This window comes from Marinobacter sp. LV10MA510-1 (assembly GCF_002563885.1).
In the GTDB taxonomy this organism is placed as follows: Bacteria; Pseudomonadota; Gammaproteobacteria; order Pseudomonadales; family Oleiphilaceae; genus Marinobacter.
The window spans coordinates 3,598,505-3,614,706 of record NZ_PDJA01000001.1 but is presented as its reverse complement, the minus strand read 5'-3'; the positions used below and the strand labels follow the sequence as shown (position 1 = coordinate 3,614,706).

Sequence of the window (16,202 nt, the reverse complement as noted above, 5' to 3'; positions counted from 1 at the left end):
CATAGGAACAGCATCATGAATATTCTGATTATTGGTAATGGCGGGCGTGAACACGCCCTGGCGTGGAAAGCCGCGCAGTCAGAACTGGCTGGCACCGTTTTCGTAGCTCCCGGCAACGCCGGCACCGCCACCGAGTCTGGTGTCGAAAACGTTGCCATTGATGTAATGGACTTGAACGGCTTGGCCGATTTCGCCGCCAGCAACAACGTTGGCCTGACCATTGTTGGGCCCGAGGCACCGCTAGTTGCCGGTGTTGTGGACCTGTTTGAAGAGCGCGGCTTGCGGGTGTTTGGCCCCAGCGCCGGCGCCGCTCAGCTGGAAGGCTCCAAAGCCTTTACCAAAGACTTTCTGGCGCGCCAGAATATTCCCACGGGCTCTTACGGCAACTTTACCGACGTAGATGAAGCTTTGGCCTACGTGCGTGCGCAAGGCGCGCCTATTGTGGTCAAAGCGGATGGCCTGGCCGCCGGTAAAGGCGTAATTGTAGCCATGACCCTGGCCGAAGCGGAAGGCGCCATCCGCGATATGCTGGCGGACAACGCTTTTGGCGACGCCGGCAGCCGCGTGGTTGTTGAAGAGTTTCTGGACGGCGAAGAAGCCAGCTTCATCGTCATGGTCGACGGCGACAACGTGCTGGCCATGGCGACCTCGCAAGACCATAAGCGCGTGGGCGATGGCGACACCGGTCCCAACACCGGTGGCATGGGCGCTTATTCTCCGGCTCCGGTGGTGACCCCCAACGTGCATCAGCGCATTATGGATGAGGTGATTTACCCAACCGTGCGCGGCATGAAAGCCGAAGGCCACCCCTACAAAGGTTTCCTTTACGCCGGCCTGATGATCGATTCTACGGGTGCTCCCAGGGTGATCGAATTCAACTGCCGCTTTGGCGATCCGGAAACCCAGCCCATCATGCTGCGCATGCAGTCTGATCTGGTGGCTCTGTGTCAGGCCGCGATTGACGGCAAACTGGACCAGTGCAGCTCCGATTGGGACCCCCGGGCCGCCGTGGGTATTGTTCTGGCGGCAGGTGGTTATCCCGGCAGCTACAGCAAAGGCGATGCCATCTCTGGCCTGTCGGAAACCGAAACCGAGGGCGAAAAAGCTTTCCACGCCGGCACAAAGCTGTATGGCAACCAAGTGGTCACCAGCGGTGGCCGCGTGCTCTGCGCAACCGCACTGGGCAATACCGTGACCGAAGCCCAACAACGGGCCTATAGACTTGCCGGAAAGATAAGCTGGAATGGTGCGTTTTATCGCAAAGACATCGCGTATCGAGCCATAGCCCGCGAGCAGGCGTAATACGACATCTTGAGCGAAAGCCCGGTCGTTGACCGGGCTTTTTTATGAGGTAATGTAAACTCACGTGCCTGCCCCATCACACAAACAGTCGGGAACTGCTCAAATGCTGCAAAGGTCACCCTATACTGCCTTCCTCCTGTTCTTATCCATTGTGCTTTTAAGCGCATGCTCCCGCCATGACATATACCAGAAGGCTATCGACTTTGAGCGTTCCACCGCCGGACTTGAGGCTGCCAGCATTACCCTGGGCGAACTGGACATTGCGTACCTGCGAAACGCAGAATTGAACAACGGCGATACCATCGTGATGGTTCATGGTTTTGGTGCCAACAAAGACAACTGGACCCGCATGGCCCGGGAACTCACAGATAAATTCAACGTTTACGCCATAGACCTTCCGGGCCACGGCGAAAGCAGCAAACCGCTGGACCTGGGTTATCGGCTAGACCAGCAAGTGGTTCACCTCGCCCGTATTCTTCAGGCTCTGGATATTACCGAAATGCATATGATGGGCAACTCCATGGGCGGCGCCATTACGGCTCTGTATGCCGCCACTTACCCGGAACAGATCAAAACCGCAGTACTGTTTGACCCGGCTGGCATTCTTAAGTACGAGAGCGAACTGTTTGGTCGTGTGGTCGCGGATGACAATCCGCTTATCCCCTCAAAACCCGGCGACTTCGAGCGTCTGATGGATTTTGCTCTCGAGAAAAAGCCGTTTATTCCCTGGCCCATTCCGGGGGTTCTGGAAGAGAAAGCTCTTGCCAATGAGACCATCAATAAAGTGATCTTTGCCGCCATTCGGGACGCTAACGTCGAGTCAGATTTTCGCACGATCATTGCCCGCATCGAAGACCCGGTACTGATCGTCTGGGGCAAGGAAGACCGAGTAATTAACTACCGTAATGGCGACGTTTTTGTGAGCATCATTCCCGACGCACAACTAAAGATACTCGACGGAGTGGGTCACGTGCCCATGATTGAAGCGCCGGAAGAATCCGCCCGCCTGTTCCTTGAGTTTGCCAAATCCCATGCTTTAAAAGCCGAGTAAGGAAAACCTGCACAAGGCTCTGTTGTTGTCGGCTTCAACGACCGGGGAAAACAGAGTAGCCTTGTATACAACGTATTGATGGAAAAAGTGCCGGTAACAGTGCCAGAAATAGCACCGAATATAATCCGTTTTCCCTGAAAGAATCTCTCATGCCTGAAGCTATCTGGATATCCTTTGCGTTTGGTCTTGGCCTGCTGGTCAAGGTGGTTCACTTACCACCCCTGGTGGGTTACCTGGCGGCCGGTTTCATACTCAGCGCGCTCACGGCGTTTCCGGGTTCCAACATCTCTGCCGAGCCCACCGAAGTGCTGGGCCACATTGCCCACCTGGGCGTGCTGCTAATGCTGTTTACAGTGGGCTTGAAACTAAAGTTCAAGACCATCATCAGCCCTGAGGTTATTGGCGGTAGCCTGCTGCACTTTGGCATAACCTGCTTTGTGTTCACCCCCGGGCTGTATCTGTTTCTGGATATTACCTGGTACATTGCCTTCATGCTGGCGGTGGCGCTGTCGTTTTCATCCACCATTCTTGCCGCTAAAGTGCTGGAAAGTAAGCGCGAGTTGCGCGCATTCCATGGCCGCGTAGCCATCGGTATTCTGGTGATGCAAGACCTGATCGCACTGGTTGTGATGAGCCTGGCTGCGGGTAAAACGCCGTCGGAATGGGCCTTGATTGTGTTCGGCCTGCCGCTGCTGCGGCCATTGTTGTTCCGCTTGCTGGATGCCAGCGGCCATGATGAACTGCTGGTGCTGTTAGGCATGCTTTTGGCGCTAGTGTTGGGCGGTTTGGGTTTTGAAGCCGTGGGGCTGAGTTCCGAGCTTGGTGCTTTGCTGTTTGGTGCGGTACTGGCCAATCACCCACGCAGTCAGGAATTAGCCAAGTCGCTGTGGAGTGTGAAAGAAATATTCCTGGTGGGGTTTTTCCTGCAGATCGGCATTGGCGGGCTGCCAGACACCCATTCACTGATGTTTGCCCTGGCTGCCAGCCTGATTCTGCCGTTGAAAGGCATTCTGTTTTTCTTCCTGATGATTCTGTTCCGCCTGCGCGCGCGCAGTAGTTTTCTGACGTCGCTGGCTCTGACCAACTACAGTGAATTCGGCTTGATTGTGGCCAGCATTGCCCTGCCCCAGTGGATGGTGCCGCTGGCCATTACGGTGGCTTTTTCGTTCGTCATTTCAGCGCCCCTGAATCGCATCGCTCACAGCCTTTACGAGCGCTTTGCCAGCCGTTTGGAACGCTACGAAACCAATAACCATCACCCCGACGAACAGCCCTTGGCGCTGTCTGACGCCAAGGTTCTCATCATGGGTATGGGGCGCACCGGAACCGCCGCTTACGACTGGCTGATCGAAACCGAACCGACCCTGGTCGGGCTGGATTCCGACCCCAACAAAATTACCCAGCACGGCGTGGCGGGGCGCAATGTGGTGTTTGCCGATGCCGAAGACACCACCTTCTGGACCAATCTGCATATGCCACTGGTGCATTCAGTCATCCTCGCAATGGCCGACATTGAAGGCAAACTGATTGCCGCCCGCATGCTGCGGCGCATGGGTTTCACCGGCTACATTGTGGCCCACACCATGTTCCAGGACGAAGCTCACCAAATACGTGAAGCCGGCGCCAATGAAGCTTACCTGACCATGAGCGAAACCGGCGTAGCCCTGGCAAGCCACATCATGGAGCGGGAAGCCTCGGAGCCAGATGTTGCTCTGAAACCGTCAGGCCGCGGATAAGCCAGCGACGAGTGCGGAGCTGACCCTGGCTGCCCATCGAAGCTCTACTGTAGCCTGATAAACGCAATCACGCCCACACCCATATGATCATCGGCACCGCTACCACCGTCACTATGATCGATAACGGCAAACCCAGGCGCCAGTAGTCACCAAACTGATAGCCGCCGGGCTCCATCACCAGTGCGTTAGACTGGTGGCCAATGGGTGTCATGAAGGCGGATGAGGCCCCCATGGCTACCGCCATCAACACCGCGTCGGTAGGCACATTTAGCGATGTTGCCAGGCTCAATGCGACCGGCGCCACCACAATAGCGGCCGCGGCATTATTGATCACATTCGACAGCAACAGAGTGACTACCAGCAACATGGCCAGCACCGCAGCCAGCGAAAAGTCTCCGCCCAGTGCCAGCATCTGGCTTGCCAGTAACTGGGCACCACCGCTGGTTTCTAGCGCCTGGCCGACCGGAATCATCGCCGCCAGCAAGACAATGATCGACCAGTCGATAGACTTGTAGGCCTCCTCCGCGGACAACAGTCCCACCAAGACCATCGCCACCGCACCGCCCACCAGCGCTACCGGCGCGCTCAGCAGCCCGCTGACCACCGCCGCAATACTGGCGCCAAATACGGCGGCCGCCAGCGCTACTTTACGTGACGACCCAAGCCGCAGTCCGCGCTCTGCCAACGGCAGGCAACCCAGAGTAATCAGAGTTTCTGTGAGGCCATCCTGGGTACCCTGCACCAGCAGAATGTCACCGGCCTGGAAGCGAACATCCCCTAACCGGCTCTGAATACGCTGGCCACGGCGAGCCACCGCCACCACATTCAGAGAGTAGCGTTCGCGCAGACCCAAACGGTTAGCAGACAGTCCCAGTAAGGTTGAACCTGGCGAAACCACCACTTCCATCAACTGCAAGTCGCTTTCATCCAGGCTAGTCGGCGCCTTGGAATCCTCTTCGTCGGCGCTGGGCTCATCGCTGGAATCTTTAGGTAGCCCGTCCGCGTTCGTTCTCTCGTTGTCTAGCTCGCGCTGCGGCGCCAAAAGCGCACCGGTGGCTAACTCAAGATCGGTATTGTCCAGAAAAGCCTGCAAACTTTCGGTATTGGCCTCAATTAACAACAAATCGCCTTCGCGCATTACGGTAAAGGTCGAGGGAGTGATCTTGCGTGCGCCTTCACGGATCAAGGCCAACACCGCAAGATCATCGCTCTCACCGGATTCGGTCAACAGTGAGTGCAAGGTGGCGCCAGCGCTGGCAGAACCTTCCGGCACTCGCAGTTCGGTAACGTAATCGCCCACGCTGAACAGCTTTTTACCGGCGTCGCCGTCATCGCGCCGCGGCGTCAGACGCCAGCCCACCAGAGTGATAAACGCAATACCGGCCACCGTGACCGCCAGACCCACCGGGGCAAAATCAAACAGGCCAAAGGCGCCTTCGGGACGATAGGAAGAAATAATAATATTCGGCGGCGTGCCAATCAGGGTGACGGTACCCCCCAACAAGGAGCCAAACGCCAGCGGCATCAGCAGCATGGAGGGCGAGCGTCCGGCGTCACGGGACATCCAGATAGCGACCGGCATCAATAGCGCCAAGGCGCCAACGTTGTTGATAAAACCGGAGCAAAGCGCCACCACCGAGGTGAGCGTAAGCACCTGTAGGGTGGGCCGATGGCCGATACGCCCCAGCAGGCGGGCGATCGCATCCACCACACCGCCGTTTACCAGCCCCTGGCTGATCACCAATACGGCCGCCACAGTAATTACCGCCGGGTGCCCGAAACCACTGAACAGTTCATCAGCGGGCACCAGCCCGGTGAACGCCATCGCCAGCAACGCCAGCATCGACACCACATCAAACCGCAGTCGATTCCAGACAAACAGCGCCAGCGTAATGCCCAATACCGCAAACACAATGCCTTGATCCAGATTCAATCGCCCTGCTCCTGCCTGAACACGCTGTTTCTATTAGCATAGACCAAGGCCTCAACCTTGAGCCGGCGCCACAAAAAAACCCGCACATGGCGAACCAGCGTGCGGGCTTTTAAATCCCAGAAGAGGGAGTTGCGGAATCCGTGCCGCGTCAGATTAGCCTGTTAGCCAAACTGGTTCATGGTGTTGTCTTTACCACCGGCTTTCAGCGCGGCGTCGCCGGCGAAGAATTCCTTGTGGTCGTCACCAATGTTGGAACCGGCCATGTCCTGGTGCTTAACAGTGGCGATACCCTGGCGAATTTCCTTGCGCTGGACACCTTTGACGTAGGCCAACATGCCTTCGGCACCGAAGTAGCCTTTGGCCAGGTTGTCGGTAGACAAGGCCGCCGTGTGATAAGTCGGCAGCGTGATCAGGTGGTGGAACACACCGGCTTCGCGGGCGGCATCGCGCTGGAAGTCCGCCGTCCACTGATCGGCCAGCTTGCCCAGGTCGGTGCTGTCGTATTCTTCGCTCATCAGCGCAGCTCGCTCGTAGGCCGATACGTCTTTGCCTTCTTCTTTCCAGGAATCGAACACCTGCTGGCGGAAGCTCAGGGTCCAGTTGAACGACGGGCTGTTGTTGTAAACCAGCTTGGCGTTAGGAACCGCTTCCTTGATGCGGTTAACCATGGCTGCGATCTGGCCAACGTGGGGCTTCTCGGTTTCGATCCACAACATGTCAGCGCCGTTCTGCAGGCTGGTGATGCAATCCAGAATAACCCGGTCTTCACCGCTACCAGCCTTGAACTGGAACAAACCAGACGCCAGACGCTTGGGCTTGACTAGCTGACCGTTCTGCTTGATCACCACGTCGCCGTTGTTGATGTCTTCGGCTTTGGCAATCACGTCACCGTCGATGAAGCTGTTGTACTGGTCGCCCAGATCACCCGGCTCTTCGGTTACAGCAATTTTCTGAGTCAGGCCAGCACCCAAAGAGTCAGTACGCGCAACAATCACGCCGTCATCCACACCCAGTTCCAGGAAGGCCAAACGCACAGCGTTTATCTTGGCCAGGAAGTCGGCGTGGGGAACGGTTACTTTGCCGTCTTGGTGGCCGCACTGCTTCTCGTCAGATACCTGGTTTTCGATCTGGATACAGCAGGCACCGGCTTCAATCATCTGCTTGGCCAGCAGGTAAGTGGCTTCTGCGTTACCAAAACCGGCGTCGATGTCGGCAATGATCGGCACAATGTGGGTCTGGTGGTTATCAATCTGGCTTATCAGCTGCTCGGCCTTGGCGTTGTCGCCGGCGTTCTGAGCTTCTTCCAGATCACGGAACAGGTGGTTCAGTTCCCAGGAATCGGCTTGACGCAGAAACGTGTACAACTCGCCAATCAGACCGGATACGGCGGTTTTCTCGTGCATGGACTGGTCTGGCAGCGGGCCGAACTCTGAACGCAGGGCGGCAACCATCCAACCGGACAGGTACAGGTAGCGGCGCGAGGTGTCGCCGAAGTGTTTCTTGATGGAAATCATCTTCTGCTGGCCGATAAAACCGTGCCAGCAACCCAGAGACTGGGTGTACTGAGAGGTGTCGTTATCGTAGTTCGCCATGTCTGCGCGCATAATCTTGGCGGTGTACTTGGCGATATCCAGACCGGTCTGAAATTTGTTCTGGGCGCGCATGCGGGCCGCGTGTTCAGGCTTGATGGCGTTCCAGGTAGGATTCTGTTTCAACAGGGTGGTTAGGGCGTCAACGTCTTTTGAGTAGGGCATGGTTCATTCCTTTGTACGTCAGTTTTTTCAAGGGCGTCGAATTTAAATCCAATTCTCCCTGGACATTGGCGACTACTTTAATGCCTCTCAGCGCATAACTGAAATTTATATAATCTATATTCAGCATTTTTTTTATGAATATGCTTCAATTCAGACAAAGCACCACTAAACGGTCTCCCGGCGCCAGTTCCACTGCCTGCCGCCGCGACGGATTCAACAACAGATGGCGGCCCTGACTGTCGGCATTGGCGTAATAAACGCCCACCAAACGGCCGCGCCCACACTGGCAAATTTTTGCCCGACCACCAATAGCTGGAAACCCGCGCCTTTTACCAACTGACGCTCAACAACGAACTTAACGCGATCCATAATTCGAAATGGCAGCATGCAAAACTCTTTTTGCTGTTAGCTGGGACACTGTTTATTAGAGCTCGATTTTGTAGCAGGTGATGTTAACAGTGATCAACGCTTGCCGGCTTGTACCAGAGCATCAGCCAGCGTAGGTGTAAAGCGGCTAACACCGTTTACAGGCGAAACCCCTGCACGAGCCAGAGTTCGCAGCGGCTGGTACTGCAAGTCAGCAATAATAATACGGGTGCCATCGCGCTCGCACGCGGCCAGGAGTTTATTCAAGGCAGACAGCCCACCCGCGTCCAGCAAGGTCACGCCGTCCATATACAGAATAAAACCACGGGTGTTTTTGGACAGTTCCGCCAGCTCGCCAAAAATACGCTCGGCAGCGGCGAAGAACAGCGGCCCGTTGATCTTGAACACTTGCCAGCCGGCGGGCAAGTTAGCCTGCGTCACCCGCTGATTGCTGGATATGTCGGTCACCCGTGTCATCTGCGCCATTTCGCGCATGAACAGCACCGCTGCCAGCAGTACGCCAGTGGTAATGGCAATCACCATATCCAGCGCAACCGTCAGGCTGAAGCAAGTCAGGAACACCACAAGGTCACCGCGGGGCGCTGTTTTAAGCAAGTGCACGGCTTTTGGCGCTTCGCTCATATTCCACGCCACTATCAGTAGCAACGCCGCCATCGCCGGCATTGGCAAGTAAGACAGCACCCCGGCCAGCGCTACCAGCGCCAGAACCACCACCAGCGAGTGCACAATCGCAGACACCGGCGATTCGGCGCCAGCGCGATAGTTGGCGGCCGAGCGGGCAAGCGCCGCGGTGGCTGTAATACCACCGAAGAAGGGTGCGATTATGTTGGCCAGACCCTGCCCCAGCAATTCACTGTTGGCGCTGTGGCGCTTACCGGTCATGCCATCCAGCACCACCGCACACAGTAAGGATTCAATCGCGCCCAGCATGGCAATGGCGAACGCTGCCGGAATCAGAGCCTGAATCAGGTTCCAGGACACTACCAAGGGGCTGCCATCGACACCGGCCTGCTGCCAGGGAAAAATAAACTCGGGCAAGAACGGAGGAATGCCGCTGCCACTGGTGCCATCGGGTAGTAAATAACTGAAACGCGAGCCGATGGTATCGATGGAGGCCCCCTGGCTGTTCAGCCACAGCGCTAACACACTACCCACAATTACGGCAGGTAAGTGCGGCGGTACCGGTGTTTTCAGCCGCGGCCACAGCAGCATGATCGCCAATGTGACCCCGGCCACCAGAGTACTCATGGCATCCAGCGAGGGCGCAGCTTGAACCAGCGCAGCCAGCTTTCCCCAGTAATGCTCGGGCATAGCCGCAATCGGCAAACCGAACAGGTCTTTCACCTGCAAAGTGGCGATAACCACCGCAATGCCTCCGGTAAATCCCAGGGTCACCGGCTCCGGTATGTACTCAATAAAGCGCCCCAGACGCATGACTGCCATAACCAGCAGCAACATCCCGGACATCATCGTGGCCAGCAGCAAACCGCCCAACCCGTATTCTTGGGCAATAGGGTATAGAATCACCACAAAAGCGGCGGTCGGGCCGGAAATGCTGTAACGGCTGCCGCCCGTGAGGGCAACCACCACACCGGCAATAATGGCCGTGTACAAACCGTATTGGGGAGCCACACCGCTGGCAATAGCCAGTGCCATGGCTAGCGGAATCGCAATAATTCCCACGGTAATACCGGCCATCACATCTTTTGCGAAACGCCGGGAACTGTAAGGCTCCTGCACGCAGGCTTCGCGGATCGCGTGGCCGGGGCGCAGGGAAAACAAATGGCTGCGGGACATAAACAACTTGCCTGTACGAAGGACTTCGCAGGGCATTATACTCGCTATACAGCCGGATCGTATTCGGAAAATTTATTAATAGTGTGCTTACCGCAACGGAACTTCGCGCTTATGTCCACAAGCCTCTACAACATTCGTTACCTGATTGGCGCTTTAATGTTGGCAATAACAGCCGGCTGCGCGACCTCCCCAGCCTCGCACAATACCTTGAAAGCACTGCAAAATCAGTACCAGGCGCACATAGTCGATCCGCAGTCTGACACCCTGAACACCTTAACCGCAGAGCAGCTGGCAATGCGTTTAGCCAACGCCGATGTGGTGGTGGTTGGCGAATATCACGGTCATCACGCCAGCCATCTGCTTCAAGCTCAACTTCAGCTGGCGCTGTTTCAGCAGCAGCCCCAACAGATACTGAGCATGGAGCAATTTGAAACCAATCAGCAGGATGCGCTGAACCAGTATCTGGCGGGCAGCAGCGGCGAAAATGAAATGATTGAAGATACCGGCGCCTGGGACAATTACCGCGCGTCTTACCGGCCGTTGGTCGAGTTCGCCCTTAGCCATCAATTACCCGTGATTGCTGCCAATGCGCCGGGCGATATCGTGCGTTGTGTGGGCCGCGAAGGGCCGCACATTGTTGACGATTTAACTCAAGCGCAGCGCCAAACCATTGCCCAACAACCGTTTATGGACACCCCGGCCTACCGCCAACGCTTTGATGATGCCATTGGCGCAAGTCATGGCGGCGACGGCGACAACGACGACGACGCTATGAAGCAGCGCCTGGACAACAGCTACAAGGCACAATTATTGCGCGACAACACCATGGCCGAACGCATTTTGCAGGCCCGCCGGAATTACCCGGGCCACCAGATAGTGCACGTAAACGGTAATTTCCACAGCGAACAGCACCAGGGCACGGTTGCGCTGCTGCACAAGCGTGCGCCGGAACTGGATATCGCAGTCATAAGCCCTGTTTTCTGGCCCGAAGACGAAGCCATGCCGGAGCTGCCTGAACACCGCAATAAAGGCGACTTTCTGTATTTTCTGCAGCCACTGCCAGACGCTTACAAAAACGACGACCGCCGCAACCGCGCCATGCGCGAGCGGTTCAGCCAGGCCGAACAGCAATCCTGCAACTAACTGAATAGGTTATTGGGTGGCTACAACTTCGTTGGTAACGGCGTAATCACCGGCCAGCCAGCGCAGTATTTCGTCGGCCGCCGGGTGGTCAAAGCTATCGTAGGTATGCACCAAAGCCTGCTTGCGTTCGGCAGACAGGCGTTCCAGACCGGCGTCTTGCAACACCAATAAATCTGCTTGCAAACACTGTGCTAACTCGACCCCAAGAACTTCCTGCGCGGCGCGATAAAACGCCTTACCGTATTCGTAATCCGGCCCCAACTGATAACTCTGCGCCAAGGTGATGGCTGGAATGCAGGTCAACGTTGGCTGTAGCGCCGGGTTAATGGCGTGGCCGGCGATGTAGGCCGCGTTCGCCGCTGGGCGGCCAGTAAATCCGCGCAGGTGCAAGTGGCGAGACATACGGTCGCCATCATTAACCGGGTAGTTATCCCACAGCAAAGGTTTGCGACCCAGTAACTGACCAACCCGTTTTAAATGGCCGGGCGAAATCTCCCGCGAACATACTTCCTCGCCGGTCCAGAATATCTGTATAGCAGGATCCAGCGCCTGCCCCAGCGCCTGCAGATAATTCGCAGGGCGCGGGCCAAACACCCGATCCAACACCGGGTCATCCGAGTAGTAGGTCGGGCACACACTGATACGCCGAACCGCGGAGTGTTCGGCAACCCAGTGCACAATATCTGCCTGTGCCTGCGCCGTGTGCGGCCCGCTGCCGTGCATGTCGTCAAACAGGATCGCCAGTTCATCCAGCCCCAGCTGATCAAAAAACGCCAGCTTGCGCGCCAGTGCCTGCCGGCCGGCTTCGTCAAAGTTGTGAAACAGTTCAAACGGGCTCAGGCCCACACCAAAACGCACCCCGGCGGTTTTACAGAAGTGGGCGAACGCGGCCATCTCTGCGGCAAACTGCGGCGGGTGCGGTTCCTGCCAGCGCCGTCTTAAAAACGCATCGGCCTTGGGCGCATAAAGATAAAAACCGTAACCGTGAGGCGCCAGCCTCTGCACCAGTTGCCGGCGCTGTTCCCAACTCCACAGTGGACCATAAAAGCCCTCAATAATCCCCAGCTCTGCTGCCATGACCAATCTCCCTGCGGCTGCCTGCGTTGAACCCGACGGTTGTTCTGAATGATGAACACATCGTATAGCGCGAACAAGGTAACCGTATAGCTGAGCCGTATTGCCGCAAAGCAAAGCAGGCTACTTATGAGCCAAATCCGTGACGAGGCCGCCCATGTCCAGCTCTTCTTCCAGTTCGTCTTCAAGCTCCTCTTCCAATTCCAGATTAGGCAGCCTGGATGCGCTGCGTGGACTTGCGGCCTTTGGTGTGGTGCTGTTTCATTACCTGCCTTACTACCACGAAATGTATGGCCACGGCTTTGCACTCTGGCCCTGGCTTGATTACGGATTGTCATTTGGCCGCTACGGTGTGCACCTGTTCTTTATACTCAGCGGATTTGTGATTTTCATGACTCTGGAGCGCACTTCCCATGCTGGCTGGTTTGGTGCAGCCCGCGCTTTGAGGCTATTGCCGGCTTTGTGGGCCGGCATTCTGCTCACCGTTATCAGCGTGCACTTTCTTGGGCCGCAGGATCGCGCGGTTAGCCTGAGCACGGCGCTCGCCAACGCCACCCTGATGCACGAATATCTGGGGCTGGAGCACGTCGATGGCGCTTACTGGAGCCTGGTGATTGAAGTCACCTTCTACGGCTGGATGGCTTTGCTGTATTTTACCCTGAAAGACTGGTACAAGCTGCGCGCGGCGCTTTGGCTGTGGGTGCTGGTGAGCTATGCGGGCGTGATCTGGTGGAAACAGATTCCCGACGGTTTGGATTTTCTGGTCAAAGAATTATTGTTTGTAAAATACGCCCCCCTGTTCATTGCCGGCATGCTGATCTACCGTCTTTATCGCTACGGCCGCCCCCCAGCCGCAGATGCCGTGCTGCTCGCACTGGCTGTTTGTCACGGCCTTTTAGCTTACAATTTTCCGTACAGCCTGTTCGTGCTGGGCTGCTTCTCAATATTTTCTCTGGCCGTGGCAGGGCGCCTGAACTGGCTGGCGAATGGGCCCCTGCTCTGGCTGGGCGGGCTTTCCTACAGCCTCTATTTAGTTCATCAAAATATTGGCTACGGGGTCATTAGCTGGAGCTACGACGCAGGCCTGCCCGGCTGGTTCGGTGTCTGCCTTGCTCTTGGCATCGTTCTGCTTTTTGCCTGCCTGATCCACTACAGCGTTGAAAAACCCGCTTTACGGCAGTTTAGGGCTTGGCGCACCCGCGCGAATACTGCCCGGGCCGTTACAGCACCTACGACCTATACCTAATGCCTTATGTTTTTCGTTCCACCGATTAAAAATAACTGATAATGTGAATTAGATGTATCGCGTTTCTGTCGAAAAAAGAAGCTTCTGAAAGCAACGAGCAAGCGGCCCGGATTATAAAATCCCAGAAAGACTATCTCGCTCAAAGCCGCGCTTATACCGAAATTTCTGAGCAGGCATACCTGAACACGATGGGCACAGTAGAGTAAGATACAGTTTGTAATAGAGCCGGGTTCGTTCTGAGAGCGATCCCGGTTTTGTTGTTTTTAGCTATAGCAGAATCGCCAGCGCCCTGGCGGAGGATTGTGAATGCAGTGGATTATAAAGCTGGACGAGGGCCTTGCGCGCCTCTCTAATTTTTGCGGCTGGATCGCCTGTGTCGCCATGATATTGATGGTTGGTAACGTTTTTTACGACGTTGTTGCCCGCTACGCATTTGACCAAGTATCCATCGGTATGCAGGAAATGGAGTGGCACCTTTACTCCGTGGTCTTCCTGTTTGGTATTCCCTATGCCCTGCGCACAGACGGCCATGTTCGGGTTGACGTGCTTTATACGAAATGGAGCAACAAAACCAAGGCATGGGTGAACCTGACAGGCGCTCTGATATTTGTCGTGCCATTCGCCTATTTGATTGGCCTTTACGGCTACGATTTCGCGCTAGACTCCTACAGTATGGGTGAAGGCAGCGGTGATCCGGGTGGCCTGCCCTATCGCTGGATTATCAAAGCCGTGATTCCAGTCTCAGCGTTTTTTATCGCCATGGCAGGCCTCAACATGGCAACCTTCGCCCTGCGGGTTATGTCTGGTGAAAAACAATACGAAGGTGAACACAGCGCGGGAGGACTCGCATGATTGGCATGATTATGTTCGCTGTCGCCCTCTTCATGCTGATGCTGGGTTTCCCTGTCGCTTTCACCTTTGGCGGTCTTGCTTTGTTCTTTGGTGTGTTTGCAGAGGGCATGGATCTGTTTGCCTTTATGCCTTATCGCATCATGAGCGTTATGCAGAATACTGTTTTGATGGCTGTGCCCCTGTTCATCTTCATGGGCGTCGTCCTGCAGCGTACACGCCTGGCCGAACAGTTGCTTACCTCCATGGGGCGTCTGTTTGGCGGCCTGCCGGGTGGCCTGGCTATCTCTACTATTCTAGTGGGCGCCCTGCTTGCAGCCTCCACCGGCGTTGTGGGCGCCAGCGTGGTGGCGATGGGCCTGATTTCCCTGCCGGTCATGCTGGCTCACAACTACGACAGGCGCCTGGCAACCGGCACCATCTGTGCGGCGGGTACGCTGGGCCAGATCGTTCCACCGTCGATCATTCTGATTATTCTGGGCGATGTGCTCGGGCTGCCAGTCGGCGATCTGTTCAGGGCCGCCGTCGGACCGGGCATGGTTCTTATCGGGCTCTATATTGTTTATATCCTGATCATGACCCGCTTCAAGCCCGAAACGGCTCCGGCCATGCCTGAGGACAGCAGTATTTCCCGTAAAAAGGAAGTCATGAATGCGCTGCTGGCGATCATCCCGCCGTTAGCGCTGATTGTCATTGTGCTTGGCTCGATTTTTACCGGCATTGCGACACCCACAGAATCCTCAGCACTGGGTGGTGTTGGCGCTATTGTTCTCGCCATAATCTACCGGCAATTCTCATTCCAGATGGTTTGGGGTGCGTCGAAAGACACGGTCAAAGTGACGGCCATGGTGTTCGCCATCCTGGTCGGTGCAACTGCCTTCTCTATGGTCTTCAGCTACACCGGCGGCGATTACCTGCTGGAAGAGTGGATGCTGGCGCTGCCGGGCGAGAAATGGGGCTTTATCATTCTGGCCATGCTGGTGATTATGGTGCTGGGTTTCTTCATCGATTTTGTCGAAATCTCCTTCATCATCGTGCCCATTCTGGCGCCGGTGGCCGAAGCCTTGGGCATCAACATGCTCTGGTTTGCCATTCTTATCGCCATGAACCTGCAAACCAGCTTCCTGACCCCACCTTTCGGGTTCTCTCTGTTCTACTTGAGGGGGGTCGCACCACCGGAAGTGCGAACGGTCGACATCTACAAGGGGGTGCTTCCATTCATCCTCCTGCAGGTGTTTGTGCTGGCGCTGATTGTGATTTTCCCTGAATGGTTCGGTATGAGTTCGTCGTATTAGCGAAAATTTACTGGCAGATAGAAAAATGGCGGCCACATGGCCGCCATTTTTCGCATTAACCGGGGCTTACTGGCCCAGGTAGCTGCGATACATCCACAGGGTTTTTTCCTGTTCGGCAATGTAATCACTCATCAGCGACGCGGTGCCTTCATCGTCGGCGTCGTTGGCCAAACTCAGCAGTTCGCGCTGTTTGCCAATCAATTTTACAAAGCTTTCTGTTATGTTCTGCACGGCGTCTTTGCCGTTAGACACGTCTTTACGCTCAGGGATGTCAGACCGCTCCATGTAGGTGCTGTAAGCGTGGGCGGGGTGGTGGCCCAAAGTCAAAACACGCTCGGCAATTTCATCAATCTTCAGCAGCAACGCGTCGTACTGTTCTTCAAATTTAACGTGCAACTCAAAGAAATTATCACCCTTGATGTTCCAGTGATAACCACGCACGTTCATGTAAAATATTTGATAGTTAGACAGCAAGTCATTCAGCGAATCCGCCAGCTTCTGAGTTTTCGCAGTATCCAAACCAAGAAAGTTCTTACTCATATTCGTCTCCTTGACGTTCGATGACATTATCACCACTGTGGCGCCGCGCGCGGCAAAGCGGAAGTTTAACCAGTTGATCGCCGCAATAGGGTTAG

Annotated in this window: 13 protein-coding genes; 7 read left to right on the top strand and 6 right to left on the bottom strand. The window is 55.9% G+C overall.

Going from position 1 to position 16,202, the window contains the following annotated elements; all coding sequences use genetic code 11:
• Positions 1 to 15 precede the first annotated feature (15 nt).
• From purD to ATI45_RS17425, 3 genes are all read left to right on the top strand, one after another.
• Positions 16 to 1,302 carry a phosphoribosylamine--glycine ligase gene (purD, locus tag ATI45_RS17435; protein WP_098420895.1) on the top strand — a complete coding sequence of 429 codons (1,287 nt, stop codon included), beginning with the start codon at positions 16 to 18 and terminating at the stop codon, positions 1,300 to 1,302.
• A gap of 103 nt (positions 1,303 to 1,405) precedes the next feature.
• Positions 1,406 to 2,353, top strand: a complete 948-nt coding sequence (locus ATI45_RS17430; RefSeq protein WP_098420894.1) for an alpha/beta fold hydrolase — start codon at positions 1,406 to 1,408, stop codon at positions 2,351 to 2,353.
• Positions 2,354 to 2,502: 149 nt separating this feature from the next.
• A complete protein-coding gene (locus ATI45_RS17425; protein ID WP_098420893.1) occupies positions 2,503 to 4,089 on the top strand; it encodes a cation:proton antiporter in 1,587 nt (528 codons plus the stop codon).
• 67 nt (positions 4,090 to 4,156) lie between these two features.
• Here the strand turns inward: ATI45_RS17425 and ATI45_RS17420 are convergent, their stop codons facing one another.
• The 4 genes from ATI45_RS17420 to dauA form a co-directional block, all read right to left on the bottom strand.
• Positions 4,157 to 6,022, bottom strand: coding sequence for an SLC13 family permease (locus ATI45_RS17420; RefSeq protein WP_098420892.1), 1,866 nt, complete (start codon positions 6,020 to 6,022; stop codon positions 4,157 to 4,159).
• 161 nt (positions 6,023 to 6,183) lie between these two features.
• Complete coding sequence (locus ATI45_RS17415) at positions 6,184 to 7,776, bottom strand: isocitrate lyase (RefSeq protein WP_098420891.1); 1,593 nt, start codon at positions 7,774 to 7,776, stop codon at positions 6,184 to 6,186.
• A 213-nt stretch (positions 7,777 to 7,989) separates the two neighbouring features.
• On the bottom strand, positions 7,990 to 8,163 hold the full coding sequence (locus ATI45_RS22325) for a hypothetical protein (protein WP_179887986.1): 174 nt from the start codon (positions 8,161 to 8,163) through the stop codon (positions 7,990 to 7,992).
• A 75-nt stretch (positions 8,164 to 8,238) separates the two neighbouring features.
• The gene (gene dauA, locus ATI45_RS17410; protein WP_098420890.1) at positions 8,239 to 9,960 is read right to left on the bottom strand and encodes a C4-dicarboxylic acid transporter DauA; all 1,722 of its coding nucleotides are present in this window, start codon (positions 9,958 to 9,960) and stop codon (positions 8,239 to 8,241) included.
• Between the two features lie 111 nt (positions 9,961 to 10,071).
• Between dauA and ATI45_RS17405 the strand changes: the two genes are divergently transcribed.
• Positions 10,072 to 11,103: a ChaN family lipoprotein gene (locus ATI45_RS17405; RefSeq protein ID WP_098420889.1), complete on the top strand. Its 1,032-nt coding sequence runs from the start codon at positions 10,072 to 10,074 to the stop codon at positions 11,101 to 11,103.
• Positions 11,104 to 11,112: 9 nt separating this feature from the next.
• On the opposite strand, the gene ATI45_RS17400 is transcribed toward ATI45_RS17405, so the two are convergent.
• On the bottom strand, positions 11,113 to 12,180 hold the full coding sequence (locus ATI45_RS17400; protein ID WP_098420888.1) for a beta-N-acetylglucosaminidase domain-containing protein: 1,068 nt from the start codon (positions 12,178 to 12,180) through the stop codon (positions 11,113 to 11,115).
• A gap of 154 nt (positions 12,181 to 12,334) precedes the next feature.
• Between ATI45_RS17400 and ATI45_RS17395 the strand changes: the two genes are divergently transcribed.
• The 3 genes from ATI45_RS17395 (at position 12,335) to ATI45_RS17380 (ending at position 15,567) form a co-directional block, all read left to right on the top strand.
• The gene (locus ATI45_RS17395) at positions 12,335 to 13,423 is read left to right on the top strand and encodes an acyltransferase family protein (protein ID WP_098420887.1); all 1,089 of its coding nucleotides are present in this window, start codon (positions 12,335 to 12,337) and stop codon (positions 13,421 to 13,423) included.
• A gap of 306 nt (positions 13,424 to 13,729) precedes the next feature.
• On the top strand, positions 13,730 to 14,275 hold the full coding sequence (locus tag ATI45_RS17385) for a TRAP transporter small permease subunit (RefSeq protein ID WP_098420886.1): 546 nt from the start codon (positions 13,730 to 13,732) through the stop codon (positions 14,273 to 14,275).
• Complete coding sequence (locus ATI45_RS17380; RefSeq protein ID WP_098420885.1) at positions 14,272 to 15,567, top strand: TRAP transporter large permease; 1,296 nt, start codon at positions 14,272 to 14,274, stop codon at positions 15,565 to 15,567. The genes ATI45_RS17385 and ATI45_RS17380 overlap by 4 nt, the downstream gene beginning before the upstream one ends.
• Before the next feature lie 66 nt (positions 15,568 to 15,633).
• Here ATI45_RS17380 and ATI45_RS17375 read toward each other — a convergent pair whose 3' ends face one another.
• Positions 15,634 to 16,107 carry a Dps family protein gene (locus ATI45_RS17375; protein WP_007348420.1) on the bottom strand — a complete coding sequence of 158 codons (474 nt, stop codon included), beginning with the start codon at positions 16,105 to 16,107 and terminating at the stop codon, positions 15,634 to 15,636.
• Positions 16,108 to 16,202: the final 95 nt, after the last annotated feature.